The 22,296-nt window shown below is 66.9% G+C and carries 20 protein-coding genes; 12 read left to right on the top strand and 8 right to left on the bottom strand.

Translation table 11 applies throughout. From position 1 onward, the window contains the following. Positions 1-468: 468 nt before the first annotated feature. Entirely contained in the window at positions 469-1,095 is a 627-nt protein-coding gene (locus CDN36_RS10100; RefSeq protein WP_150555284.1) for a LysE family translocator, read from the bottom strand. A 280-nt stretch (positions 1,096-1,375) separates the two neighbouring features. Here CDN36_RS10100 and CDN36_RS10095 point away from each other — a divergent pair, with 280 nt between their 5' ends. Then, positions 1,376-1,840 carry an Lrp/AsnC family transcriptional regulator gene (locus tag CDN36_RS10095; protein ID WP_150555285.1) on the top strand — a complete coding sequence of 155 codons (465 nt, stop codon included), beginning with the start codon at positions 1,376-1,378 and terminating at the stop codon, positions 1,838-1,840. Between the two features lie 179 nt (positions 1,841-2,019). Beyond that, on the top strand, positions 2,020-3,483 hold the full coding sequence (locus CDN36_RS10090) for a sensor domain-containing diguanylate cyclase (protein WP_150555286.1): 1,464 nt from the start codon (positions 2,020-2,022) through the stop codon (positions 3,481-3,483). Here the strand turns inward: CDN36_RS10090 and CDN36_RS10085 are convergent. After that, positions 3,408-4,454, bottom strand: a complete 1,047-nt coding sequence (locus tag CDN36_RS10085) for a LysR family transcriptional regulator (RefSeq protein WP_287496649.1) — start codon at positions 4,452-4,454, stop codon at positions 3,408-3,410. The genes CDN36_RS10090 and CDN36_RS10085 overlap by 76 nt on opposite strands. Beyond that, complete coding sequence (locus CDN36_RS10080) at positions 4,451-5,926, bottom strand: MFS transporter (protein ID WP_287496648.1); 1,476 nt, start codon at positions 5,924-5,926, stop codon at positions 4,451-4,453. The genes CDN36_RS10085 and CDN36_RS10080 overlap by 4 nt, the downstream gene beginning before the upstream one ends. 65 nt (positions 5,927-5,991) lie before the next feature. On the opposite strand from CDN36_RS10080, the gene CDN36_RS10075 reads away from it, so the two are divergent. Continuing rightward, positions 5,992-6,657, top strand: a complete 666-nt coding sequence (locus CDN36_RS10075; RefSeq protein ID WP_287496647.1) for a helix-turn-helix transcriptional regulator — start codon at positions 5,992-5,994, stop codon at positions 6,655-6,657. Positions 6,658-6,703: 46 nt separating this feature from the next. Here CDN36_RS10075 and CDN36_RS10070 read toward each other — a convergent pair whose 3' ends face one another. Beyond that, a complete protein-coding gene (locus CDN36_RS10070) occupies positions 6,704-7,021 on the bottom strand; it encodes a YnfA family protein (RefSeq protein WP_150555290.1) in 318 nt (105 codons plus the stop codon). 103 nt (positions 7,022-7,124) lie between these two features. On the opposite strand from CDN36_RS10070, the gene CDN36_RS10065 reads away from it, so the two are divergent. Then, positions 7,125-7,331, top strand: coding sequence for a SlyX family protein (locus CDN36_RS10065; protein WP_150555349.1), 207 nt, complete (start codon positions 7,125-7,127; stop codon positions 7,329-7,331). A gap of 201 nt (positions 7,332-7,532) precedes the next feature. Next, positions 7,533-8,225: a DUF1439 domain-containing protein gene (locus CDN36_RS10060; RefSeq protein ID WP_306440557.1), complete on the top strand. Its 693-nt coding sequence runs from the start codon at positions 7,533-7,535 to the stop codon at positions 8,223-8,225. A gap of 211 nt (positions 8,226-8,436) precedes the next feature. Here CDN36_RS10060 and CDN36_RS10055 read toward each other — a convergent pair whose 3' ends face one another. The 4 genes from CDN36_RS10055 to CDN36_RS10040 all read right to left on the bottom strand — a co-directional run bounded on the left by CDN36_RS10055 (position 8,437) and on the right by CDN36_RS10040 (position 13,396). Further along, entirely contained in the window at positions 8,437-8,862 is a 426-nt protein-coding gene (locus tag CDN36_RS10055) for an organic hydroperoxide resistance protein (protein ID WP_150555291.1), read from the bottom strand. 445 nt (positions 8,863-9,307) lie between these two features. After that, a complete protein-coding gene (locus tag CDN36_RS10050) occupies positions 9,308-9,892 on the bottom strand; it encodes a TetR/AcrR family transcriptional regulator (RefSeq protein ID WP_287496646.1) in 585 nt (194 codons plus the stop codon). A 117-nt stretch (positions 9,893-10,009) separates the two neighbouring features. Beyond that, positions 10,010-12,280 (bottom strand): TonB-dependent siderophore receptor, encoded by a 2,271-nt coding sequence (locus CDN36_RS10045; protein ID WP_287496645.1) that lies wholly within the window; start codon positions 12,278-12,280, stop codon positions 10,010-10,012. A gap of 183 nt (positions 12,281-12,463) precedes the next feature. Beyond that, positions 12,464-13,396: a LysR family transcriptional regulator gene (locus CDN36_RS10040; protein ID WP_150555294.1), complete on the bottom strand. Its 933-nt coding sequence runs from the start codon at positions 13,394-13,396 to the stop codon at positions 12,464-12,466. 139 nt (positions 13,397-13,535) lie between these two features. Here CDN36_RS10040 and ilvD point away from each other — a divergent pair, with 139 nt between their 5' ends. The 7 genes from ilvD to CDN36_RS10005 all read left to right on the top strand — a co-directional run bounded on the left by ilvD (position 13,536) and on the right by CDN36_RS10005 (position 22,251). Continuing rightward, the gene (ilvD, locus tag CDN36_RS10035; protein ID WP_150555295.1) at positions 13,536-15,236 is read left to right on the top strand and encodes a dihydroxy-acid dehydratase; all 1,701 of its coding nucleotides are present in this window, start codon (positions 13,536-13,538) and stop codon (positions 15,234-15,236) included. Further along, positions 15,233-16,600, top strand: coding sequence for an MFS transporter (locus tag CDN36_RS10030; RefSeq protein WP_150555296.1), 1,368 nt, complete (start codon positions 15,233-15,235; stop codon positions 16,598-16,600). Before ilvD ends, CDN36_RS10030 begins: the two co-directional genes overlap by 4 nt. Positions 16,601-16,634: 34 nt before the next feature. Beyond that, on the top strand, positions 16,635-17,513 hold the full coding sequence (locus CDN36_RS10025) for a TauD/TfdA dioxygenase family protein (protein ID WP_287496644.1): 879 nt from the start codon (positions 16,635-16,637) through the stop codon (positions 17,511-17,513). A gap of 80 nt (positions 17,514-17,593) precedes the next feature. Continuing rightward, entirely contained in the window at positions 17,594-18,883 is a 1,290-nt protein-coding gene (locus CDN36_RS10020) for an aconitase X (RefSeq protein WP_287496643.1), read from the top strand. Further along, complete coding sequence (locus tag CDN36_RS10015) at positions 18,880-19,368, top strand: aconitase X swivel domain-containing protein (RefSeq protein WP_150555298.1); 489 nt, start codon at positions 18,880-18,882, stop codon at positions 19,366-19,368. The genes CDN36_RS10020 and CDN36_RS10015 overlap by 4 nt, the downstream gene beginning before the upstream one ends. A 23-nt stretch (positions 19,369-19,391) precedes the next feature. Continuing rightward, complete coding sequence (locus tag CDN36_RS10010; protein WP_287496642.1) at positions 19,392-20,702, top strand: FAD-dependent oxidoreductase; 1,311 nt, start codon at positions 19,392-19,394, stop codon at positions 20,700-20,702. A 178-nt stretch (positions 20,703-20,880) separates the two neighbouring features. Then, positions 20,881-22,251 carry an MFS transporter gene (locus CDN36_RS10005; protein WP_150555299.1) on the top strand — a complete coding sequence of 457 codons (1,371 nt, stop codon included), beginning with the start codon at positions 20,881-20,883 and terminating at the stop codon, positions 22,249-22,251. Positions 22,252-22,296: the final 45 nt, after the last annotated feature.

Below are 22,296 nucleotides of genomic sequence, written 5' to 3'. Positions count from 1 at the left end.
GGCCTGATGCAGGGTCGCAGTAGGTTGGCAAGGGTTAAGGGGACGGGAGCAGTCGTCGCGCCGGTATTGCACCGGTCGAACTACGACGACTGTGTCATCGAAAAGACGGGAACCGGGGCAGAGTGCCGCCCGCAGACCTCAAGTCACTGTCCGACTTCTTGTCTTTTACTTCCATCACGGTGCGGCATTATGCCGAAGTTTAATTAGGCCGGACATCGACCTGCGGCCGGCGCGACAATGTGTCGCGCGGCCCTCCCGCGTACGCGCGCGAGCTTTTCCAAGCAGATCGGCACCTTTTTGGCGGTAAACGCTGTGCAATGCAGCAACGCGGGAACGTTCACTGGTTTCAAAGGGTGCGACGTTGTGTCGCACCCGGATTTGCGGTGTTGCAGCGAATTCAGGCGACATGCACCAATATAGTGCAACCGCATCGTCCGTCCGGTCGGACTGGCGGTTGTGCACCGCCGGTCAGTCGAGCGACAGTCGCACGGCGAAGGCCATGAGCGCCGCCGCGAACGACCAGCGTTGTACTTTTTGCGCAAACGGGCGCGTGCGCAGCCAGTGCGCGATGCGAGCCGCACCGAAGGCGAGCGTGACGTCGAAAATGGCGCCCACGAGCAGCAGCAATACGCCGAGTTCGAGCACCTGGGTCCAGACCGCGCCCGCCTCTGCACGCACGAACTGCGGCAGCAGTACCGAACAGAACAGAAGCGCCTTGGGATTGAGCACGCTCGAGAGCACGCCGCGCCGCACGGCGTGTCCCAACGGCGGCGCCTCGCCCGAAGCCTCGGCCGGTGCCATGCCGAAGACCGGCGAACGCCAGATCTGGATCGCGATCCACGCAAGGTAGAGGGCGCCCGCAATGCGCACCGTCTCGAACAGCCACGGGGCGGCGCGCAGCAGCGCGGCCACACCGCAAGCCGAGAGTATGACGTGCCCCGCGCGCGCGAGCGCCAGCCCGAGCGCCGTGGCCAGGCCGTGCCGCACCCCTCGCGTCATGCTCGTCTGCATCACCAGCGCCATGTCCGGCCCCGGCAGGGCGTAGACCACGATCAGGGCGCCGACGAAAACCGTGAGCAACTGCAGCGAAACCATGGTGGAAGTCCCCTGTGAAGCCATGGGTAAAACATGGGTAAAAGGAGCAGACATGATCGCGCCAACCGCGTAGCGATAGATGGCGTTTTCCTCCCCAATTTCCCGCCCACGCGGCTGGTTTCAACCAAGAAAATGCGCCCAGCAAAGCAATTCCATCTCGCCCTCCCGGGCGCCGGAACCGGCCAGCCTAGGCCGCGCGGATGAGGGCAACACTTCCCCGCAGGCCCGGTTCGTGGTGGAATGCCATCTTCGCAGTTGCTTTTGTAGCGGGATACCCACAATGAACGAACTCGACGCTATCGACCGGGCGATCCTCGCCATCGTCCAGCGCGATGGCCGCATCTCCAACGCTCGCCTCGCCGAGCGCGTGTCGTTGTCCGAAACACCCTGCGCCCGACGTCTCAAGCGCCTCGAAGCCGAGGGCTACATCACCGGCTACCGGGCCGAGCTCTCGCATCGGGCGCTGGGTCTTGGCGTGATGGCATTCGTGCATGTGCGCTTCGCGGTCCACGATCGCGCGCTCTCCGAGCAATTCGAGCGCGAAGTGCAGGCGATCGATCGCATCGTGTCGTGCCACAACATCTCCGGCAGCGCCGACTATCTGCTCGGCGTGGTCGCCACCGACCTCGACGACTACGGCCTGTTCACGCGAGACGTGCTGCGCGCGCTGCCCGGCGTTTCGTCCATCGAATCGATGCTCTCGCTGCGCGAAGTCAAGCGCGACACCGGCGCACCGTTGCTCTAACGCCCCCGGGCATGGCGCGGCGCTCGTTTGCCCTTAGAATGGCGGCCTGACCCGACCTCAGGTGCCACATGCCGGACGCCACGCCTGCCGTACCTTCTCAGCCGCCTTCGTCGTCGACCACGCCTCCAGCGGCGCCGTCGCTGCCGTCTCAGCCCTCCCCTGCCAGCGACGACGCCCTAATGTTCGACCTCGCGCCGGTCTCGCTCTGGCTCGAGGACTTCAGCGGCGTGCAACAACTGTTCGACATCTGGCGCGCGCAAGGCGTGGCCGATCTGCGCGCGCATTTCAAGGCGGATCCGGCGCACGTGTCGGCGTGTTCGCAGCGCATTCGCGTCATCAAGGTCAACCGGCGCACGCTCTCGATGTTCAATGCGCCGTCGCTCGACACGCTCGTGGCCAACTTGCCGCGCGTGTTCCGCGACGACATGCTCAAGACGCACATCGAAGAGCTCTGCCAGCTCTGGGACGGCCGCACGCACTTCACCAGCAAGACCGTCAACTACACGCTCGACGGCCGTCGCCTGGACGTACTGCTCAACGGCACCGTCCTGCCCGGCCACGAAGCCACGCTCGCGCGCGTGCTGATTTCACTCGAAGACGTGACCGAGCTTGAACACGCCCGCCAGCGCGTGACCATGGGCGAGCAATACGCGCGCGGTCTGTTCGAATACTCGCCGGTGTCGCTGTGGGTGGAAGATTTCAGCGCCATCAAGATGCTGCTCGACGACGCACGCGCGCGCGGCATTACCGACTTCCGCACGTTTACCGACGTCCACCCCGAATTCGTCGAGCGCTGCATGACCGAGATTCACGTGCTCGACGTGAACCGTCATACGCTCGCGATGTTCGTCGCGCCGGACAAGGCCACGTTGCTCGCGCACCTGCCGGACGTGTTTCGCGACGACATGCGCCAGAACTTTCGCGAGCAGCTCATCGACCTTTGGGACAACAAGCTGTTCCAGCAGCGTGAGGTCATCAACTACGCGCTCGACGGCAACGAGATCAACGTCCACCTGCAGTTCGCGGTACTGCCCGGCCATGAAGCCCGCTGGGACCTGGTGCTCGTCGCGCTCACCGACATCACCGCCCGCAAGAAGGCCGAGTCGTACCTCGAATTCCTCGGCAAGCACGACGTGCTTACCAAGCTGCGCAACCGGTCGTTCTATGCGGACGAACTCAATCGGCTCGAGCGCAAGGGCCCCTATCCGGTCACCGTGATCGTGGCGGATCTGAACGGTCTGAAGGGCGTGAACGACCAGCTCGGTCACGCGGCCGGCGATGCGCTGCTGCGCCGCGCAGGCGAAGTGCTGGGCAAGGCGATCGTGGCGCCGCAGATCGCTGCGCGCATCGGCGGCGACGAGTTCGCGCTGCTGCTGCCGTCGACCGACGCCACGGGAGGCGCGGCCGTGATCGAGAGCATTCGCCAGTTGGTGGAACTCAACAACTCGTTCTACCCAGGCACGCCGCTCTCATTCTCGATGGGCATGGCCACGTGCGAAGCGGGCGAGCGGCTCGAGGCGGCCATCCAGCGCGCCGACCTGCTGATGTACGAGGAAAAACGCAATCACTACGCCGGCACGGTCAATGGGCGCCGCTCGCTCGACGCCCTGGCGCCCGGCTCCGGCGGCAGCGGCGGCGTGTAATCGCGCGCGTTGCCCAGCGGCTCGCAGATTTCGGCAAGCCAGTCGACGAACGCCCGCACGCGCGGCGAAATCCGCTTTTGTGCCGGATACGCCGCCGAGAGCCGCAGCGGCGGCGGCGGGCACGTCGGCAGCACCGGCACGAGGCGCCCTGAGGCGAGGTATGGCGCCGCAGCAAGCACCGTCGGCTGAATCAGGCCAAGCCCCTCCAGCCCCGCCGCGAGATATGCGGCTTCGTCACCGACGTGCAATTGCCCGCGCGTGCGCACACAAGTGACCTTCGCGCCGACCATCAGCGTGAGATCGCCGCAACGCGCCGGCAGCGGCGCGACGCCTTGCGCTTCGGCCTGTCGGCCGGCGCCGGGCGCCCCGGGCGTCTCCACGGGCGCCGTCAGCCACTTCACCGACGTGTGCGTGGCGAGATCGTCCGGATCCGTGGGCGTGCCGTGAAGATCGAGATAGCGGCGGCTCGCGCACGTCACCCGGGGCAAATCGCCGAGATAACGCGCAACGAGCCGCGAGTCGGGCAGCTCGCCCAGCACCACGCCGCAGTCCACGCCGTCACCGCGCCAGTCGCCGTGCGCGGGCGTGGCGTCGAGCACGATCTCCAGACCGGGATAACGCGCCTGAAAACCGGCGAGCGACGGCATGACGACCTCGCGCGCGATCACCGGCGGCAGGACCACCACGAGCCGTCCCCGCAATTGCGCCTGCGCGCCGAAAAGCCCCGATTCCACCTCCTCCACGTCGGCCAGGATCGCGACGCATCGTTCGTAGTACGCCGCGCCTTCCATCGTGAGCGCCACGCGGCGCGTCGAGCGCGTGAAGAGCGCCACGCCGAACCAGCGTTCGAGATGCTGCACCTGTGTGGTGACGGTGGCGCGCGGCATGTCGAGCGACTGCGCCGCCTTCGTGAAGCTGCCAACGTCGGCCACGCGCACGAAGGTGCGCATGGCGGTTATGCGATCGATCATGACGCCTCCTGCCCCGTGACGGGAGCGGCCACCTTGCCGCGCAATGCCAGCACTGCCGCACCGGCAGGCGCCAGCGCGAACGTTGCGAACAACCAGACCGCCGCGCGCTGCGCTTCGTCGAGCGCGCCGTCGGCCAGGCCGGCCGAATTGACGACGAGCCCCGCCAGTGCCGAGCCTAGCGCCATCGAATACAGTTGCACCGTGGTGATCGACGCCGACGCAAGGTGCGCCTCGCCGGGGCGCGCCGCTGTCATCACCCGCGTGAGCAGATGCGGCCACCCCATGCCCACGCCCACGCCCACCGCGAACAGCGCGAGGCTGATCGACGCCGCGCCGGCGGTCGTCGCGAAAAGCGCCGCCTGCGGCAGCAACCATGCCAACGTCAGCATGCCGAGCGTGACGACGACGGGACCTGCGCGCACGCGCCGCTCGGCGGCCTCGCCCTGACGCCCGGCGCTCGTCATTGACCCGACCGACCAGCCCGCTGCCATGAGCGCCGCGAGATAGCCGGCGGCAAACGGGGTCTGAGCGTGAATCGTCTGCAGGAAATAGGGAACGTAGATCTCGCTGGTCGTCGCCAGCCCGAGCAGGCTCATCGCGGCGTACAGACTGCCCAGGCGCGTGCGCAACGAATAGGCGCCGGTCGGCAACAGACGCGGCACCGCGTGCCGCACGCCGCGCTCGCGCTGTGCGAGCCACCACGCGAGCGCGAGTCCCACGACGACCCAGGCGCTCGCCATCGCGTAGGAACCGACGAGCGCACCGAGCGAGATGGCCACGGCCGAGGCGCACAACAGAATGACCTTGAACCAGGGCACCGGCTGTGTGTCGGGCGCACGCGCACCATCGTTGCCCGCCATGGCGCCTGCGCGCCCCGGCCGCACCTGCGCGCGGACGATCAGGCCGAGGCCGAAGACCACCGGCAGCAGCGACCAGAAGGCCCACCGCCAATGACCGAACTGCGCAAATATGCCGCCGAGCGCCGGTCCGCACAACGTGGCCACGCCCCACATTCCCGAGACCAGTCCCATCGCACGAGACCATAGCGGCGGCGCGAACACGATGCGAATCAGTGCGTAACTGAGCGCGAGAAGAACGCCGCCGCCAAAGCCTTGCAGCGTGCGACCGGCGAGCATCCACGGCATGTCGGGCGCGGCCGCGCAGACGATCGTGCCCGCACTGAAACCGAGCAGCGCGACAAGATACGCCGCTCGCGGGCCGAGCGCCGCGAGCGTCTTCGAGGCGAGCACCGAGCCCAGAATCGAGGCGACGACAAAGAGCGTGGTATTCCACGAATACAGATCCAGCCCGCCGATGTCCTTCACGATGGACGGCAACACCGTCGTTGCCACGTACACGTTCGTCGCATGCAGTGCGACGCCCCCCGCCAGCGCCAGCGACCGCCAGCCGTTGCTACCGCTCAACAAATCGCGCCAGCCGGGCGTCATGGCATTCGTCGTGCTCGTCGTCATGGATGGACAGCCGCACATGGGCGGACTAATATGCAAGGAAGTTCTTGGATATTACATGCCTCACAATGAATTACCCAAATACCCCCTTGGATAATAGGGCGACGGCGCCGGGCGCCGGGCACGAGCGCGTGCTGCACTGGCTCAAGACACAGGGGCCGGCGTCGACGGCGGAAGTCGCCTCGGGGCTGGGCATTACAGCCGAAGCCGCGCGCCAGCAGGTGCAAAAGCTCGTGGCCGAAGGCCTGCTCGTGGGCGAGACGATGCCCGCGCGCGGGGCTGGCCGTCCCCGTCAGGCCTGGACGCTGACCGAGGCCGGCCACGGTCGCTTTCCGGACGCGCATCCGCAGTTGACCATCCAGCTGATCGGCTCGATTCGCCAGTTGTTCGGCGAAGACGGTCTCGAGCGTCTGATCACGCAGCGCGCGGCCGACACGCGTGTGCATTACAAGCAGGCCATCGACGGCTTGCCGAGCCTGTCGGCGCGAGTGCAGAAACTTGCGGAGATCCGGTCGTCGGAAGGGTATATGGCGCGTGTGGAGCGCGACGGCGACGACTGGCTGCTGATCGAAGACCATTGCCCGATCTGCGCGGCGGCGAAGACGTGTCAGGGTTTTTGCCGCACCGAGTTGGAACTGTTCCAGGAGTTGATCGGCGAGCGCGGCACCGTCTCGCGCGAGACGCACATCCTTGCAGGCGGGCAACGCTGCACGTACCGTGTGAGTCCGTGTTGAGACGCGCCGTCGCGAATCGCGCCGCAGGCGGCAGCGTCGCTTCGTCTTATCTCGGCTGGAATGCGATCAGGCTCATGCCCGCCAGCGCGACCAACACTCCCGCCACGTCCCACGACGTTGGACGCAGCCCGTCGACGAGCCACAGCCACACGATCGCCACGCCGATGTAGACGCCGCCGTAAGCCGCATAGACTCGCCCGGCGGCAGACGGGTGCAGCGTGAGCAGCCAGGCGAACAGCGCGAGCGAAAGCGCGCCGGGCACCAGCAGCCAGACGCTGCGTCCCTGCTTGAGCCAGAGCCACGGCAGATAGCAGCCGACGATTTCGGCCACGGCCGTCGCGACATAAAGCAAAAAGGTTTTCATGATGCGATTATGCCGGGCGCCGACGCGAGACGTCACCACGGCGCACGGGCCGCCCCGCCGATGACCTACAATGCCGCCTTCACCGGAGAAGCTCATGGAATCGTTGGAATCGCGTGTCGTCGAACTCGAAATCAAGGTGGCGTTTCAGGAAGACCTGCTCGAGACGCTCAACGAAATCGTCACCCGTCAGGAACAGCAGATCGACCTGCTCCAGAAGCAGTTCAAGGCGCTTTATCAGCAGATGCAGTCGCAAGGCCAGGGCGGTGGCAACGACGGCAATCCGCGCCATGAAATCCCGCCGCATTATTGAGTCGGCGGCGCGGGTCCCCTCAGCGGGGCGTCCGGGTCGCCGCCCCGCATGGACCCTCCCCACGCCCCACGTCCCCCACGGCTCCCCGGCGCCGCCATCGGCAAGTCCGGTCCGGGCAGAACGAATCCACGCCGTGCGAGTCACATCTGCATCGACGATTCAGGCACGGCGTCCCCGTGCCGTCTGCCGGACATTCGCCACATGATCTCTCCCCGCTCGCCTTTCGGCTCCGCTTTCAGTGCTGGTCTCGGTTCCGCCTTCAACTCGCCGTTCAGCTCGCCGCGCTCGCGCCGCAGCGCACCGGACGATTTTCACGTCACTCGCGTCACCCGCCGTGACACGCTGCGCATGGCCGCTGCCGGTCTGCTCGCCCTTGTTCCACTCGTGCGCCCGGCGCGCGCCGCCTACAACATCTGGACGGGCGAGTACACCATGACGCGCAAGGAAATCGAGGCTGCCGTCGGCAAACGCTTTCCAACCACGCTCAACTACGGCCAACTGCTGAGCGTGGAGCTCACGAATCCGCAGATCGGCTTCAATCCGCAGGCCAATCGCATCAACACGCAAGTCGACGCGCAATTGCAGAACGTGCTTTTGCAGGGCCAGCCGCTCAAGGGTGTGCTCGCGATCTCCAGCGCGTTGAAGTACGACCCGCTCCGACGCGCCGTGCTGCTCGACAACCCCAGCGTCGAGCGCGTGGACGTGAACGGCATGCCGCCCGCCTACGGTCAGCAGTTGACGGCCATTGGCGGCACGGTGGCACAGCAGGTGCTCAACCAGTATCCGATCTACACCTTCAAACCGGAGCAATTGCGCTACGGCGGCCGCGAGGTGGAGCCGGGCGCAATCACCGTGCTGCCTGATGGCATCAAGGTGGAAGTGAGGACGAAGTAACGGATGATGGGCGCCAACCGACGGCCAATGTCGATGAATGCCGATGAATGGTGATGAAGCGCATCGAAAAAGCGCGTGACCGCAAGACTGCCCCAGGCGTCTTCGCGCGACGCGTTGCGATGTTCCGCAACGAAAAAGGGCGACCCGCGGGTCGCCCTTGTCACGACCGGCGCAAGCCGGTCGCCATGACGTGGTGCGATGCCGGCCGCGCTCAGACCACCGTCAGCGTCACGTCGATATTGCCGCGCGTGGCGTTCGAGTACGGGCACACGACGTGGGCCTTTTGCACGAGCGCCTCGACAGTGGCGCGATCGACGCCCGGCACGCTGATCTTCAGCTCGGCCTGGATGCCAAAGCCCGTCGGGATCTGGCCGATGCCCACGCTGCCGTCGATCTTCGTGTCGGCCGGCAACGTAATCTTTTCCTTGCCGGCGACGAACTTCAGCGCACCGAGAAAGCAGGCCGAATAGCCGGCGGCGAACAGTTGTTCCGGGTTGGTGCCGCCCACACCCGGGCCGCCCATTTCCTTGGGCACCACCAGCTTGACGTCGAGCACGCCGTCGGACGAGACGGCACGGCCATCACGGCCTCCGGTGGCGGTGGCATGAGCGGTGTACAGCACTTTTTCGATCGACATGACGAACTCCTGGTAAGTAGACGAATTTCACTTCCAAACTTCGACCGCAGCAGCCGGATACGCCCTCGCGGCGCCTTGCCAACTCCACGATCCAACCGACATGCGCGCATCCGTTATCTGACCAGACGCCCGATACGCGCGTGTGTTCCCGAGTCGACGTTGCCCGCGCTCACCGCACGCGCGGCGATATTCGCGCTGCGTGCGTGCCGGCCCGGCGCCGTCGACGATCTTAATGCACCCGCCGCAACCTCACGGTGAATGCTTCTGGCCACCTCGTCCCGTTTCCTGCAACTCGATTATCATCTATCTATTGATAGATAGATGATAACGCCCAAATAAATGGGAGACACAGCCCCCGGGACATCGAACCTGCCGGCTCCTCCGAACCTTCCGAGCCTCCCTCCCTGCGCGCCGGCCCGCACGTGGCGGTGTACGACAGGGCGCCCTACGCCCGGCCGCACACCGAAGCGACTACGTCCTCCAGCCGCGACGGCGCCCGGAACAGCCGCGAGGCCATCACGCTGCCCTGGAACCCCGCGAACAGCGCACGGGCGGTGGCATCGGGCGACGACGTCAGCACCAGCGATCCATCGGCCACGCCTTGCGTGAGCACGTCAGCCAACCACGCCTCGTGCTTCGCGAAGAACTCCTGCACGGCGCGGCGTACCGTCTCGGGCAGCGTCTCGATATCGGCGGCGAGCATGCCGCACAGACAAATACGATGTCCGTCCGCCGCGATCCGGCCGAAGCCCTGCGCGTACTGCGCGAGTTTCCGCGCGGGAGACAGCGTCTCGCCGATGCCGCCCACCCCCTCGTCGATTGCCGCGTCGTAAGCCCGGATCGCCTCGAGCACCAGGTCTTCCTTTGCCGGGAAGTAGTAGTGAATGCTCGACGTCTTCACTCCGACCCGCTCGGCCAGATCCCGATAACTGAAGCCGTTGTAGCCTCGCGTCATCAGAAACGTCTGCGCGTGATCGAGCAGTTGATCCCGGACGGTCGATACGGCTTGCGATGTCGTTTTGCGATTCATGGAGCGAAGTTTATCTATCAGTAGATAGATAAACAAGTGCTTTTCTCGCCCTCACCGATTGATTTTTTCGATGAGGGCAATAGCCGGGCGCTCGGTGTCTGGCAGGGCCGCCCTCCGTCAGAAGTCGATCTTCGCGTTCAGGCTGACCATGCGCGGGTCGGCTGCCTTGATGTAGTTGTCGTACTGATACTCCCAATACTTGCGATTGGTCAGGTTGGTGACGGCCGCACGCAGCGTGACATCCTTGCCCGAGACGCGTGTGCGATAGGTCGCGCCGAGGTTGATCAGCGTGTAGCCCGACACGGTGAGCGAGTTCTGCGGGTTGAGCGCCGTGCGACCGTTGTAGCGAATGTCGCCGCCGACCGAAAGACCCGGTACGTAAGGAATCTTGTACTCGACGTTGCCCGCGAGCACGAAACGCGGCGCGCCGCCCACGCGATTGCCGTCGAAGCCATTCGTTCGGGCGTACCAGCTGTCGAGCGCCATCGCGCTTGCGCCGACCGTCCACAGCGGGCCGAGCTTCACCGAGCCGGCCAGTTCGATCCCCTGGTAAATCGACTGGCCGTCAGACACGCGCGCGTTGGCGCTGTTCGTGTAGACGGCGCCGCGCTCGATGCGAAAGAGCGCCGCGGTCGTGCTCCAGTTGGCCTGCTCCGTCTTCACGCCGAGCTCGTACTGACGGCTCTTGAAGGGATTGAGCACGGCGCCGGCGTTCGCGTAGGTCGAACCGACCACTTCACCGGCCTCCAGCGCTTCCACATAGCTCGCATAGGCGGTGGTGTTCGCCGCGAGCTTGTACATGACGGCGAGCGTCGGTGTGAATACACCGTTCTTCGAGTAGGTCGAGAGCCCTTGCGCGTTGGTCTGGTCGTAGTTCGTGAAACGCACGCCGCCCAGCACCGACCAGCGGTCCGTGAGTTGCACCGTATCCGCGGCGAAGACCGAGCGCTGCTCGATCGCGCTCGAGCGTTGCGCCTTGAGCGTGGAGCCGTCGCCATAGAACTGGTACGACGCGCCCTGGTACAGATTGCCGGAGTACGTCGAGAAAATGTTGTCCGGATTCGGCGTCAACGGGCTGTACAGATACTGATAGTCGTTCGTCTGGTATTGCGACGCGTAGCCGAACGTTAGTTGGTGCGTGAACGGCCCGGTGCGGACCTTGCCTTCTGCGGTGACCTGCCACGCGTGGAACGTGTTGATTTCGTCGCCCAGATCATTCAGGCCGCGGTAGTCGCCCGCGCCGTTGAGCAGATACAGCGTGGCTTCGTTGCGGTCGCGCGTCGACTTGTTGTAGGCGAAGTTCGCCGAAACCTTCCAGTCCGGATTGATCTGGTAATGCAGGCCCGTGTTGTAGAACTGCGTGATGGTGTTCAGGTGCGTTGCCTGCGTTTGCAGATTCGCATTCGCAATGTTGATCGGGCCCGGCAGCTGGTTGCCGCTGAAATATGCCGTGGAGAGCGAGGGCGACGTGCCCGTGGCGCGGCGATCCTGATACATCGCGTTGAAGTCCCATGTCAGATCCGGCGTGATGCGCGCGTCGAGTGCGAGCGAGACGGTGTCGCGGTTCAGGTTGCCGTCGGTGTATGTGCGGCCTTCCTCGTGCGTATAGTTCAGACGCGCGCCGAACATGTCGTTCGGGCCGGCGCGGCCGCCCAGATCGACGTGCTCGCGCCAGATGCCTTCCGAATGAAAGCCGACGTCCACGCTGGCGATGCGCTCGTCCGTCGGTTTCTTCGTCACGTAGTTCACCACGCCGCCCGGCGCGACGAAGCCGTACATGAAGCCGGTAAGCCCCTTGAGCAACTCGACGCGATCGAACTGCTCGTAGGGCATCGTCACGCCATAGGTCATCACCGGCATGCCGTCGAGCTTGAAGCCGTACTGCCAGTCGATGGGCATGCCGCGCACGTAGATGTAGCCGGCCCACGCGTCGAATGCGTTACTGCCGTCGGTCACGGACGCATCCGTCGAGAACACGTCGCCTAGCTTGGCCGGCTGCCGCTGTTCAAGCTGTTCCTGGCTCACCACGGTGGTGGAGAACGGCGTATCGAGCTGGCTGCGCGAGCCGAGCGCCCCGGACTGGACGGATTGCCTGAGGTTCTGCGGCGTCTCGCGCAGTACCGTGCTGGTGACGGTGGTCGCGCTGAGTTCGGCCTGCGCACCCGCGCCCGTACCGGCGCCGGCGCCAGCGCTGGCGCCGGCGGCAGCCTCGGCGCCGGCATTACCGCTGGCGCCGCTTGCCGTCGACTGCGCGAGAGCCGGGGCGGCGGCGAAGACGAGCCACGCGGCCAGGGCCAGCGGCGCGACGGTGCTGCGGGGCTTGACGGCGTCGCGCGCGACGAGGCGACCGTTCGCACGCGGCGTGCGAGAGGCGTGAGCGAAAGACATTGCTTGAATTCCCGTGTAATGACGAATTTTTTATTAATGAGAATCGTTAACGTTCTCATTTAGATTTTCGGGATATTAGCAAACCTCGGCGCGGCGTCAACAACTGTTGTCACGCGAGAGCGTCGACAACACCGAAATACAACATTTCCGATCCTTACCGGCGCTCGGTGCCGTCGCCCCCGCTCACACCCCGGGCGGCGCCGCCCGTCTCGGCGTGCTCACCAGCGCCGACATCACGTCGCGCATCCAGGCGTTGGCCGGATCGTTGTGAAAGCGCGAATGCCAGTGCAGGTGCAGGTCGTAGGCGGGGACGTTGAACGGCAACGGCACGAGTCTCACGCGGGCGAAGTCGGCAAACCGCCGGCCGACCGACAGCGGCACCGTCGCGATCATGTTCGAATCCGCAACGATGAACGGCACGCCCATGTAGCGCGGCAACGACAATCGCACGTTGCGGTGCACGCCGAGCCGCTCCAGCGTCTTTTCGAACTGGTCCGCGCGACGCCCTTCGGGGCGCACGGCCACATGATCGGCGGCTTCGTATTGCTCCTTGGTCATCGTCTGCCCGATGTGCGGATGATCGATGCGCATCACGCACACGAACGAGTGCTGATACAGCAGCTTCTGCCGAATGGACGCGCTCTCCAGATCGGGAAACACCCCCACCGCGAGGGCGATGTCGCCTTGCGTGAGCCCCGCCTCGAGTTCCTGCGGCGTGGGTGCCACCGTCTTGATCTTCACATGCGGCGCCACGCCGTCCAGATGCTTCAGCAAGCGCGGCAGGAACACCATCTCGCCGATGTCCGACATGCACATCACGAACGTTTCGCGCGACGACGCGGGATGAAACGTCGGGCGCGGAAGGATCTCGTCCTGGATCAGATACAGCATGCGCGTGACCGGCTCGGCCAGTTCCTGCGCCCGAGCGGTGGGCTCCATGCCGCGCGCGGAGCGCACGAAGAGCGGGTCGTCGAACATCGCGCGCAGTTTCGAGAGCGCAAAACTCATGGCCGGCTGGCTCAAGCCGAGCACGATGCCCGCCTGCGTCACGCTGCGCGTGCGCATCATCGCGTCGAAAGCCTTGAGCAGGTTCAGGTCAACCTGGTGAATATCCATATTTTGGATTTACCAAATAAATCGGATCGAATTGACGGATTATATTCGGCTACCTAGCATGGGTCACCGTCTTCGAGAAGCACCGAAGAGTGCGTCCGGGACGGCGTTTTTCACCGAAAAAACGTTGGAGTGAGACACCATGCCTCGTCGCTTGCGAAGCAATTTCCCCCGTGGTTCCTATCTGTGGGCGGTGCGCGCTGCCCAATGGCGTGCGCTGGGCATCGCCGAAGAAGATCTCGAAAAGCCGAAGATCGCCATCGTCAATTCGTCGTCCGAGCTTGCGAGCTGCTTCAGCCATCTGGACGGCGTCGCTGCCGCGCTCAAGGAGGCCATTCGCGCCGCCGGTGCCCTGCCCTTCGAAATCCGCACGGCCGCACCGAGCGACTTCATTACCGGCGCGGGTGCGCGCGGCGCCTATATCCTGTCGGCCCGCGACCTCGTCACCAACGACATCGAAGTCGCCGTCGAAGGCGCCCTGCTCGACGGCATGGTCTGCCTGGCCTCGTGCGACAAGACCGTGCCCGGACAACTGATGGCCGCCGCGCGGCTCGACATCCCGAGTCTCATCGTCGCCTGCGGCTATCAGGCGAGCGGCGAATATCGCGGCAAGCACGTCGATATCGAAGACGTGTTCGTCGGCGCCATGCACGTGGTGACGGGTGATCTGCCGGTGGAAGAACTCGTCGGCATGAGCCGCCATGCCATCCGCGGCCCCGGCGTGTGCTCGGGCCTCGGCACGGCCAACTCGATGCATCTCGTGAGCGAAGCCCTGGGCATGGCGCTGCCGGGCAGCACGCCCGTCGCGGCCAACAGCGAGCGGATGTTCGCGACGGTGCGCGACGCCGGCAAGCGCATCGTGGAGATGGTCGAGGCCGATCTCACGCCGCGCAAGATCCTCACGCCGCAGGCGTTCGCCAACGCCGCCATGGCGGTGCTCGCCGTGGGCGGGTCGATCAACAGCGTCAAGCACCTGCAGGCCGTGGCCACCGAGGCGCAGTGCGACGTCGACGTCTACCACCTGTTCGAATCGCTGGCCGACCGGATCCCGGTGCTCACGGGCATTCGCCCCGTCGGCGAGGACACCATCGAGGCGTTCGACGCCGCCGGTGGAGCGCGCGCCGTGCTGCGCCGTCTGCTGCCGTGGCTGCACGGCGATGCGCTCACCGTCAGCGGCGCCACGATGGCGCAAAACGTGCAGGACGCTCCCATCCACGACGACGACGTGATCCGGCCCGTCGAGCGTCCGTTCGCATCGCGCCCCGCCATCGTGCTGCTGCGCGGCAACCTCGCCCCCGAGGCGGGCATCGTGAAATTCGGCATCTCGCCCGACAAGGCGCGCCGCTTCGAAGGCGCGGCGCTGTGCTTCGATACGTCGGACGCCGCGATCGAGGCGCTGCGCCGCGGCGACATTCGTCCCGGCCACGTGGTCGTCATGCGCGGCGCCGGCGTGTGCGGCGGGCCGGCCATGGGCGGCGGGGCGTCGCGCGTGGTGTTCGCCATCGACGGTGCAGGGCTGAGCGAATCGGTCGCGCTGCTCACGGACGGCCACCTCTCCGGGCTCGTGTGCAAGGGACTCGTAGTCGCGGAAATCGCACCCGAAGCGGCCACGGGCGGGCCGCTCGCGCTGGTGCGCGACGGCGACACCATCGTCATCGATCTCGACACGCGCCGCTGCGACGCGCTGCTCGACGACGCCCAATGGGCCGAACGCCGCCAACAGTGGCGCGCGCCGGCGTGCAGCACCGCGCGCGGCTGGCTGAAACTCTATCGCGAGAACGTGTCGCCGATGCCGCAGGGCGCCGTGCTGAGCGGGCGCAACGGCCACGGAGAGCGCGCATGAGCGCCCCCGCCACGGTCGACGTCGATCAGGTCGTCGAGACACAAAAGGTCGGCAGCTTCTCGATCCGCATCATCGTGCTGATGGGATTGATGATGCTCACCGAGGGCTACGATCTCGGCGCCCTGTCGTTTGCCGCGCCTGCCATCGGGCGCGCCTGGGGCATCGATCGCGGGGCGCTGGGCCCGGCGTTCGGTGCGTTCGTCTTCGGCACGATGCTCGGCGCCTTCGTGCTGGGCTATCTGGGCGACGTCATCGGGCGCAAGCGCGCGATCCTCGTCGGCTCGAGCATCCTCGCCGCGCTCACGCTGGCCGTGGTATTCGCGAGCGACCTGCGCACGCTGCTCGTGCTGCGCTTGCTTGCCGGCATCGGCATTGGCGGCGTCGTGCCCAACGCCATCGCCTACATGACGGAATTCGCGCCGCGCCGGCTGCGCGCGACATGGGTCACGCTGATGTACACCGGATACAGCGTGGGCACCGGCCTGGGCGGCGTGGTGGCCGCGTGGATGATCCCGCGCTTCGGCTGGCAGGCGATCTTCGTGATCGGCGGCGTGGGGCCCTTGCTGGCGGCCGTCATGCTCGCGCTCTGGGTGCCCGAGTCGATCCGCTTTCTCGCGCTCAAGCGGCGGCGCACGCACGAGATCGCGCGCGTGGCCGCGCAGCTTCACCCCGGCAAGGTCTTCAACGCGCAGATGCAATACGTGGTGAGCAGCGAGGCGACGGGCGCACAGCACGCTCGCCTGCGGCAATTGCTCGCCGGCCGGCTGCGGCGCGTCACGCCCCTGTTGTGGGCCGTCTATGTCGCGAACTCGATGGCGCTGTTCTTCCTCGTCAGCTGGCTCCCCATGCTCATCGAAGCCATCGGCGTGCCACCCGCGCGCGCGGCGCTCGTCTCCAGCGCTTTCTCGGTGGGCGGCACGATCGGCGGATTGGCGCTGATGCGATTCGTCGATACACGCGGCGCGCTGATCGTCGCGGTGCTGCCGCTGATCGGCTGCCCGCTCGTGGCCGCGCTCGGTTCGGGCATTGCGCAAAGCGCGTTGATCGCGGCTGTCTTCATGATCGGCTTTTGCGTGGTCGGCGCGCAGTTCGGCCTGAATGCCGTGGCCGCCATGGTGTACCCGACGGCGTTGCGCGCCAAGGGGGTCGGCGTGGCGGTCGGTATCCAGAAGATCGGCGCCATTGCGGGGCCGGTCATCGGCGGCGCCCTGCTCTCGCTTCACTGGCCGGTGAGCGCCCTGTTCTACTTCGGCGCGGTGCCGGTCGGACTCGTGGCGATCTTCGCCTTCGCGCTCGGCATGCTTCATCGCCACGACGGCGGCGCGCCGCCAGATCCCGCGCCGCATCGCGCAAGGTCGGCGTGAGCGCCCCAACACACAACATTCCACAGGAGACAACATGCTTCAGGTCACTGCGATGCGTGCTTCGACGGCCAATGCCGCCCCCACGCCGCCCGACTTCGTGGGCCTCGTGCACGACTTCGATACCGCGGCGCCCGTCGACGCCGAGACCGCGCGCGCCATCGACGACGCCATGACGCACTACGGCGTACTCGTGTTTCGCGCACAATCGCTCACGCCGCAGCAGCAGCTCGATTTCGCCAGCGCGCTCGGCCCGCTCGACGTCGGCTTCAAGCGCGTGGCCAAGCCGCACAACCGCCTCGGCCACGACACGCTCGCCGACATCTCCAATCTCGACGAAAGCGGCGCGATCGTCGGTCGCGAGCATCGTCGCATCGTCGGCAACATCGCCAACCAGCTGTGGCACAGCGACAGCTCGTTCCAGCGCCCCTCGGCGCGCTACTCGATGCTCTACGCCGTCGTGGTGCCACCGGCGGGCGGACAGACCGAGTTTGCCGACATGCGCGCCGCGTTCGAAGCGCTGCCGGCCGATCAGCAGGCGTGGCTGCGCGAACTGAAGGCCGAGCACGACGCCCTGCACTCGCGCTTCCTTCTCGGCGACACCGAGTACGACGCCGCGCAGCGCGCCGCGATTGCGCCCACGGTCTGGCCGCTCGTGCGCCAGCACCCGGGGGGCCGATCGTCGCTGTTCATCGGCGCCCACGCGAGCCGCATTCTGGGCATGACGATTGCCGAAGGCCGCGTGCTGCTGCTCGACCTGCTCGAACACGCCACGCAACCGGCGTTCGTCTATCGGCATACGTGGCAGCCGGGCGATCTGGTCATGTGGGACAACCGCTGCACGCTGCATCGTGGCCGGCGCTTCGACTTCTCGCAGCGCCGCGAGCTGCGACGCGCCACGACGCTCGACGCCTGAGGCGAACCGATGCGCTCGCGCCTGCGGCGGCCGACGCCCCGAAGCTGCGGCGCCCCCACTCTCACCAAGGAGCTTTCCCCATGCAACTGACCCCCGACGAGCAGGCCATGCTCGACGGCGCCCAGGGCCCCGCCGTACAGAAGGCCATGGACCTGCTGGTGCGCTATGGCGAGGCGCTCGGCGCCGAACGCCTCGTCGACACCAACAACGTGTGCGGCACGCTCGGCGCGACCACGCCGTTCCTGCGCGAGTACGGCACGCGCGGCGGCGCGCTCGATCTCGATGCCGTGTTCTCCGAATTCAACCTCGACAGCGCCGAAGTCGTGCCCGTGCCCCCGATGAAGGCATACAGCAGCCACCTGCAGCAGGGCTTCGACCCCGAGCATGCCGAGCGGCAAGGCATTGCGCCGGAGGTGGTCACGCTGTACCGCGCCGGCGAAGCATACGCCGGGCGTCTCGGCGTGCAGCCGCTGCACACGTGCGCGCCGTACCAGGTGGGCAACGTGCCGGTGCGCGGCGAGCACTGCGCATGGATGGAGTCCTCGGCGGTGGTGTACATCAACGCCGTGCTCGGCGCGCGCAGCAATGCCGAGGGCCGCGAGAGCGCGGGCGCCGCCATGGTCACCGGCAAGATTCCGTACTGGGGCCTGCATCTCGCGCAGAACCGTTACGGGACCGATCTCGTGCAGGTCGAGGTGCCGATCGACAACGTCTTCGAATGGGGGCTGCTCGGCTACTACGTCGGCGAAGTCGTCTCGGAAGGCATTCCCGTGATGCAGGGCATTCGCGGCCCGGCCAACCTGCCGCGCCTGAAGCACTTCGGTGCGGCGGCCGCGTCCTCTGGCGGCGTCGAGATGTATCACATCGTGGGCATGACGCCCGAAGCGCGCACGCTCGACGAAGCGTTCGGCCCGCGCAGGCCGCGCCAGACGCTGCGCTACGGCGCCGCCGAGCGACGGCTCGCCTACGAGCGCGTGAACACCACCGCGCGCGATCGCGACATCGATTTCGTGATGCTCGGCTGCCCGCACTACTCCATCGAACAGATCTGGGAAGTCTGCCAGCTGCTCGAAGGCCAGAAGGTGCACGAAAACACCGAGCTGTGGATCTTCACGCCGCGCGCCACGCGGCAACTGGCCGATCAGGCCGGCTACACGCGGATCATCGAAGCGGCCGGTGCGCATCTGATGAGCGACACCTGCTCCGCGCTCGGCCGCGTCGTGCCCCGCGGCACGCGTGTGGCCGCCGTCGATTCGGCCAAGCAGGCGCACTACCTGCCGGCCATCATGAACATCCAGGCGTGGTGCGGCACCACGGCCGAGTGCATTTCGGCCGCCGTCAGCGGTCGCTGGACGGGAGCGCTGGCATGAGCACCACGACACCAACGACACGGCAGGACGCTGGCCAGGCGCCCGGCGCGCACGAGACGCGGACCTTCTTGCTGCATGGCCGGCGCGTGGTCGGCGGACGCGCCGAAGGCGAGGCGCTCGTCACGCGCGATCGCATCTCGGGCTGGGGCGGCATCGATCCGCGCACCGGCACGGTGATCGAGACGCGCCACGAGCTTCGCGGCGTGAGTTTCGCCGGCAAGGTGCTCGTCTTCCCCGGGGCGAAAGGCTCGTCGGGATGGTCGAGCCAGTTCCACATCGCCCGGCTGGCCGGCGCCGCGCCCGTTGCCATGCTGTTCAACGAGATGACGACCAAGATGGCGCTCGGCGCCGTCGTCACGCACGCGCCGGCGCTGACGGACTTCGACCGCGATCCGCTCTCGCTCATCCGGACGGGCGACTGGGTGGTCGTCGACGCCGATCGCGGCGTGGTCGAAGTGACCCGGCGCGTCGCGCCCCTTCCCTGAACCGGCTTTTACTGGAGACGCCATTGGACACCCAATTGGACACCCATATTCGCGTGGTACGCCGCGCGCCCCATCCCCCTGCCTGGCACGTCGACGCCGACATCTGCATCGTCGGCGCCGGCATCTCGGGCACCTCGGCCGCGCTCGAGGCGGCCGCGCTCGGCCGCAAGGTCGTGCTCGTCGACAGCCTGCCCGCCCTGGGCGGCCAGGCCGTCAACTCGATCATCGGCACGTTCTGCGGCCTGTTCTCGAACGGCCCCGGGCGCTTTCAGGTCACGCACGGGATTGCCGACGGCATTTTGCGCGACCTCGGTGCGCAAGGCGCGCTGCACTACAAGGAAGGCCCGCTCACGACCGTGGTGCTGTACGACGAAGTCGCGCTCTCGCGCTGGATCGAGCGCAAGATTCTCGAAGCGGGCGTCACGGTGATCCTGGGCGCAGTCATCGGCCACGTCGCCCGGGAAGGCCGCCGCGTGCAACGCGTGACGCTCGCCACGCGCTACGGCGACGTACACGTGGACGCCAGGGGCTTCATCGACGCGAGCGGCGACGCCGCCCTTGCCTGGAACGCGGGCCTGTCATGCCGCGAGCCGGCAACGCCGGTGCACGGCACGCAGATGGTCGTGCTCGAAGGGCTCGACGAGACGCACGCGCCGACGCCGGCCGAATTCAAGGAGCGCGTGGCGAGCCGCGCGAACGCCTACGGACTCGAGCGCAAGGACGGGCTCGTGTTCTATTTCCGCGGCCGCAACATCGGCATCGCCAACATGACGCACATCGAGACGCCGCTCGAGCCGGTGGCCGCCTCGCATACGGCGCTCGTGGGACGCGATCAGGCGGACCGCGCCTTCGAGTTCCTCAAGGCGGAATATCCCGACGTCTACCGCAACGCGCGCATTCGCAGCTACGGGCTGCCCGGCATCCGGCAAACGCGCTGGATCGTCGGCACGCACACTCTGAGCTCGGACGAAGTGATCGCCGCCACGCAGTTCCCCGACGCGGTCGCGCGCACGTCGTGGCCGATCGAGCTGCACGACCGTCCGGAAGGTTATGTCTGGCAGCCCTTCGGCGACGACCACCTGCACACCGTGCCGCTGGGCAGTCTGCTCGCGGCGGACGCCGACAACGTGGTCGCCGCGGGCCGCTGCATCGATGCCGACGCCAGCGCGCTGTCGAGCGTGCGCGTGATGGGGCCGTGTATCGCGATGGGCGCGGCGGCGGCGCATGCGCTCGATCTGGCCGACACCGGCAGCGTCCACGAGATCGACCGCGCGGAGTTGCGCCGCCGTATCGCGGACAACGTCGATCGGATCGACCCGCCGCATCTGTCATGAGACGTGGCGCGCCTCGCGGCAAGGCGCCGTGCGGCGCCGGACGCGACGCGGCATGGCGCGAGGCGGGCCGAAGCGAGGTGACGACGTAGTGAAACTTGCCGGGAAGGCGCGCATATACGTGCGGCCTCCCGGGTTCCTGAAGCCGGCGCTTACGGGCGACCCGGCATATGGAGGAGACATGGCAACGCTGCAATCGATGGATATCTCGCGTCTCATCGACGCGCAAAAGCCCGGGCGCTTCGCATTTCTGACCATCTTCTGCGCCTGGATTCTGATGCTCACCGACGGCTACGAACTCACCGCGCTCGCCTACGCGGCGCCCTCGCTGGTGCGCGACTGGCAGATTCCGCGCGCCGCACTGGGCCCCGCGTTCGGCATCAACGTGTTCGGGATCATGGTCGGCTCGATCCTGTTCGGCATTCTCGGCGACCGCTACGGACGCAAGCGAGCGCTGCTGTGGGGCGCGCTCTGGTACGGTGTGCTCACGCTCGCGACGGTCGGCGCGAGCACCATCGACCATCTGCTGATCCTGCGCTTTCTGGCCGGCGTCGGCATCGGCGGCGCGGTGCCCAACGCTTTCGTACTGATCTCCGAGTTCGCGCCGAAGCGCCTGCGCGCCACATGGGTCACGCTCATGTTCACCGGCTATACGCTCGGCGCGAGCCTGGGCGGCGCGGTCGCGGCCATGCTCGTCGGTCCATACGGATGGCAGGCGATCTTTCTCATTGGCGGCATCGCGCCGATCGCCGTGGCCGCCGTGCTCGCCGTGGTGATGCCCGAGTCGCTGCGCTTTCTCGTGCTCAAGGGCTGGCGTCCCGCCGAAGTCGTGCGGCTCGTGCGCAGGATCGATCCGGCGGCCAACGTCGACACGTCCACGCGCTTTTACGTTGGCGACGAGCCCGCGCCCACGCCGTTTCGCTGGGCCATGCTCTTCGAGGGGCGCCTGCGCACGCTCACACCGGTGCTGTGGCTCGCCTACATCGCCAATTCGATGGCGCTCTTCGCACTGCAGAACTGGCTGCCGCTGCTCGTCGAAGCCGTGGGCGTGCCCGCCAGACAGGCCGCGCTGGTCTCGGCGATGTTCTCGATCGGCGGCACGGCCGGCGGGCTCGCGTTGATGCGCTTCATCGACCGTTACGGCGCGCGCATGATCGTGTTCCTGCCGCTCGTGGGCTGCCCGCTCGTCGCGCTGCTCGGCAGCGGCATGCCGGCAATGCTGCTAAGCGCCGTGGTGTTCCTCGTCGGGTTCTGCGTGGCCGGCACGCAGTCGGGGCTGAACGCCGTGGCGCCGACCGTCTATCCGAGCGCGATTCGCGGCAAAGGCACGGGCACGGCCATCGGCGTGGCCAAGATCGGCTCGATCTCGGGACCGATGATCGGCGGCCTGCTGCTCTCGCTCTCGCTACCGGTCTCCACGCTGTTCGTGGCGGCGGCCGTACCGGTTGCCGTCGTCGTGCTGCTCGCGCTGGTGCTCGGGCGCACGACGCGCCATGCCGGTGCCGACGGCGCTCCGGCTGCGTCGGCAGCTTCGGCCGCAGCCAAGAGCTGAGACGCCGGCGCCCCGGCCGGGCGATGCGGTTTCGCACGAGCGCGG

It is taken from the genome of Pandoraea sp. CB10b_02, from assembly GCF_002216225.1.
GTDB lineage: Bacteria > Pseudomonadota > Gammaproteobacteria > Burkholderiales > Burkholderiaceae > Pandoraea > Pandoraea nosoerga.
This window is presented reverse-complemented; position numbering and strand designations above follow the sequence as displayed.

Excerpts from the sequence above, each read along its gene's own strand:
- CDN36_RS10100 (WP_150555284.1), bottom strand. The coding sequence starts at position 1,095 with ATGGTTTCGCTGCAGTTGCTCACGGTTTTCGTCGGCGCCCTGATCGTG.
- CDN36_RS10095 (WP_150555285.1), top strand. The coding sequence starts at position 1,376 with ATGAACGAACTCGACGCTATCGACCGGGCGATCCTCGCCATCGTCCAG.
- CDN36_RS10090 (WP_150555286.1), top strand. The coding sequence starts at position 2,020 with ATGTTCGACCTCGCGCCGGTCTCGCTCTGGCTCGAGGACTTCAGCGGC.
- CDN36_RS10085 (WP_287496649.1), bottom strand. The coding sequence starts at position 4,454 with ATGATCGATCGCATAACCGCCATGCGCACCTTCGTGCGCGTGGCCGAC.
- CDN36_RS10080 (WP_287496648.1), bottom strand. The coding sequence starts at position 5,926 with ATGACGACGAGCACGACGAATGCCATGACGCCCGGCTGGCGCGATTTG.
- CDN36_RS10075 (WP_287496647.1), top strand. The coding sequence starts at position 5,992 with ATGAATTACCCAAATACCCCCTTGGATAATAGGGCGACGGCGCCGGGC.
- CDN36_RS10070 (WP_150555290.1), bottom strand. The coding sequence starts at position 7,021 with ATGAAAACCTTTTTGCTTTATGTCGCGACGGCCGTGGCCGAAATCGTC.
- CDN36_RS10060 (WP_306440557.1), top strand. The coding sequence starts at position 7,533 with ATGATCTCTCCCCGCTCGCCTTTCGGCTCCGCTTTCAGTGCTGGTCTC.
- CDN36_RS10055 (WP_150555291.1), bottom strand. The coding sequence starts at position 8,862 with ATGTCGATCGAAAAAGTGCTGTACACCGCTCATGCCACCGCCACCGGA.
- CDN36_RS10050 (WP_287496646.1), bottom strand. The coding sequence starts at position 9,892 with ATGAATCGCAAAACGACATCGCAAGCCGTATCGACCGTCCGGGATCAA.
- CDN36_RS10045 (WP_287496645.1), bottom strand. The coding sequence starts at position 12,280 with ATGTCTTTCGCTCACGCCTCTCGCACGCCGCGTGCGAACGGTCGCCTC.
- CDN36_RS10040 (WP_150555294.1), bottom strand. The coding sequence starts at position 13,396 with ATGGATATTCACCAGGTTGACCTGAACCTGCTCAAGGCTTTCGACGCG.
- ilvD (WP_150555295.1), top strand. The coding sequence starts at position 13,536 with ATGCCTCGTCGCTTGCGAAGCAATTTCCCCCGTGGTTCCTATCTGTGG.
- CDN36_RS10030 (WP_150555296.1), top strand. The coding sequence starts at position 15,233 with ATGAGCGCCCCCGCCACGGTCGACGTCGATCAGGTCGTCGAGACACAA.
- CDN36_RS10025 (WP_287496644.1), top strand. The coding sequence starts at position 16,635 with ATGCTTCAGGTCACTGCGATGCGTGCTTCGACGGCCAATGCCGCCCCC.
- CDN36_RS10020 (WP_287496643.1), top strand. The coding sequence starts at position 17,594 with ATGCAACTGACCCCCGACGAGCAGGCCATGCTCGACGGCGCCCAGGGC.
- CDN36_RS10015 (WP_150555298.1), top strand. The coding sequence starts at position 18,880 with ATGAGCACCACGACACCAACGACACGGCAGGACGCTGGCCAGGCGCCC.
- CDN36_RS10005 (WP_150555299.1), top strand. The coding sequence starts at position 20,881 with ATGGCAACGCTGCAATCGATGGATATCTCGCGTCTCATCGACGCGCAA.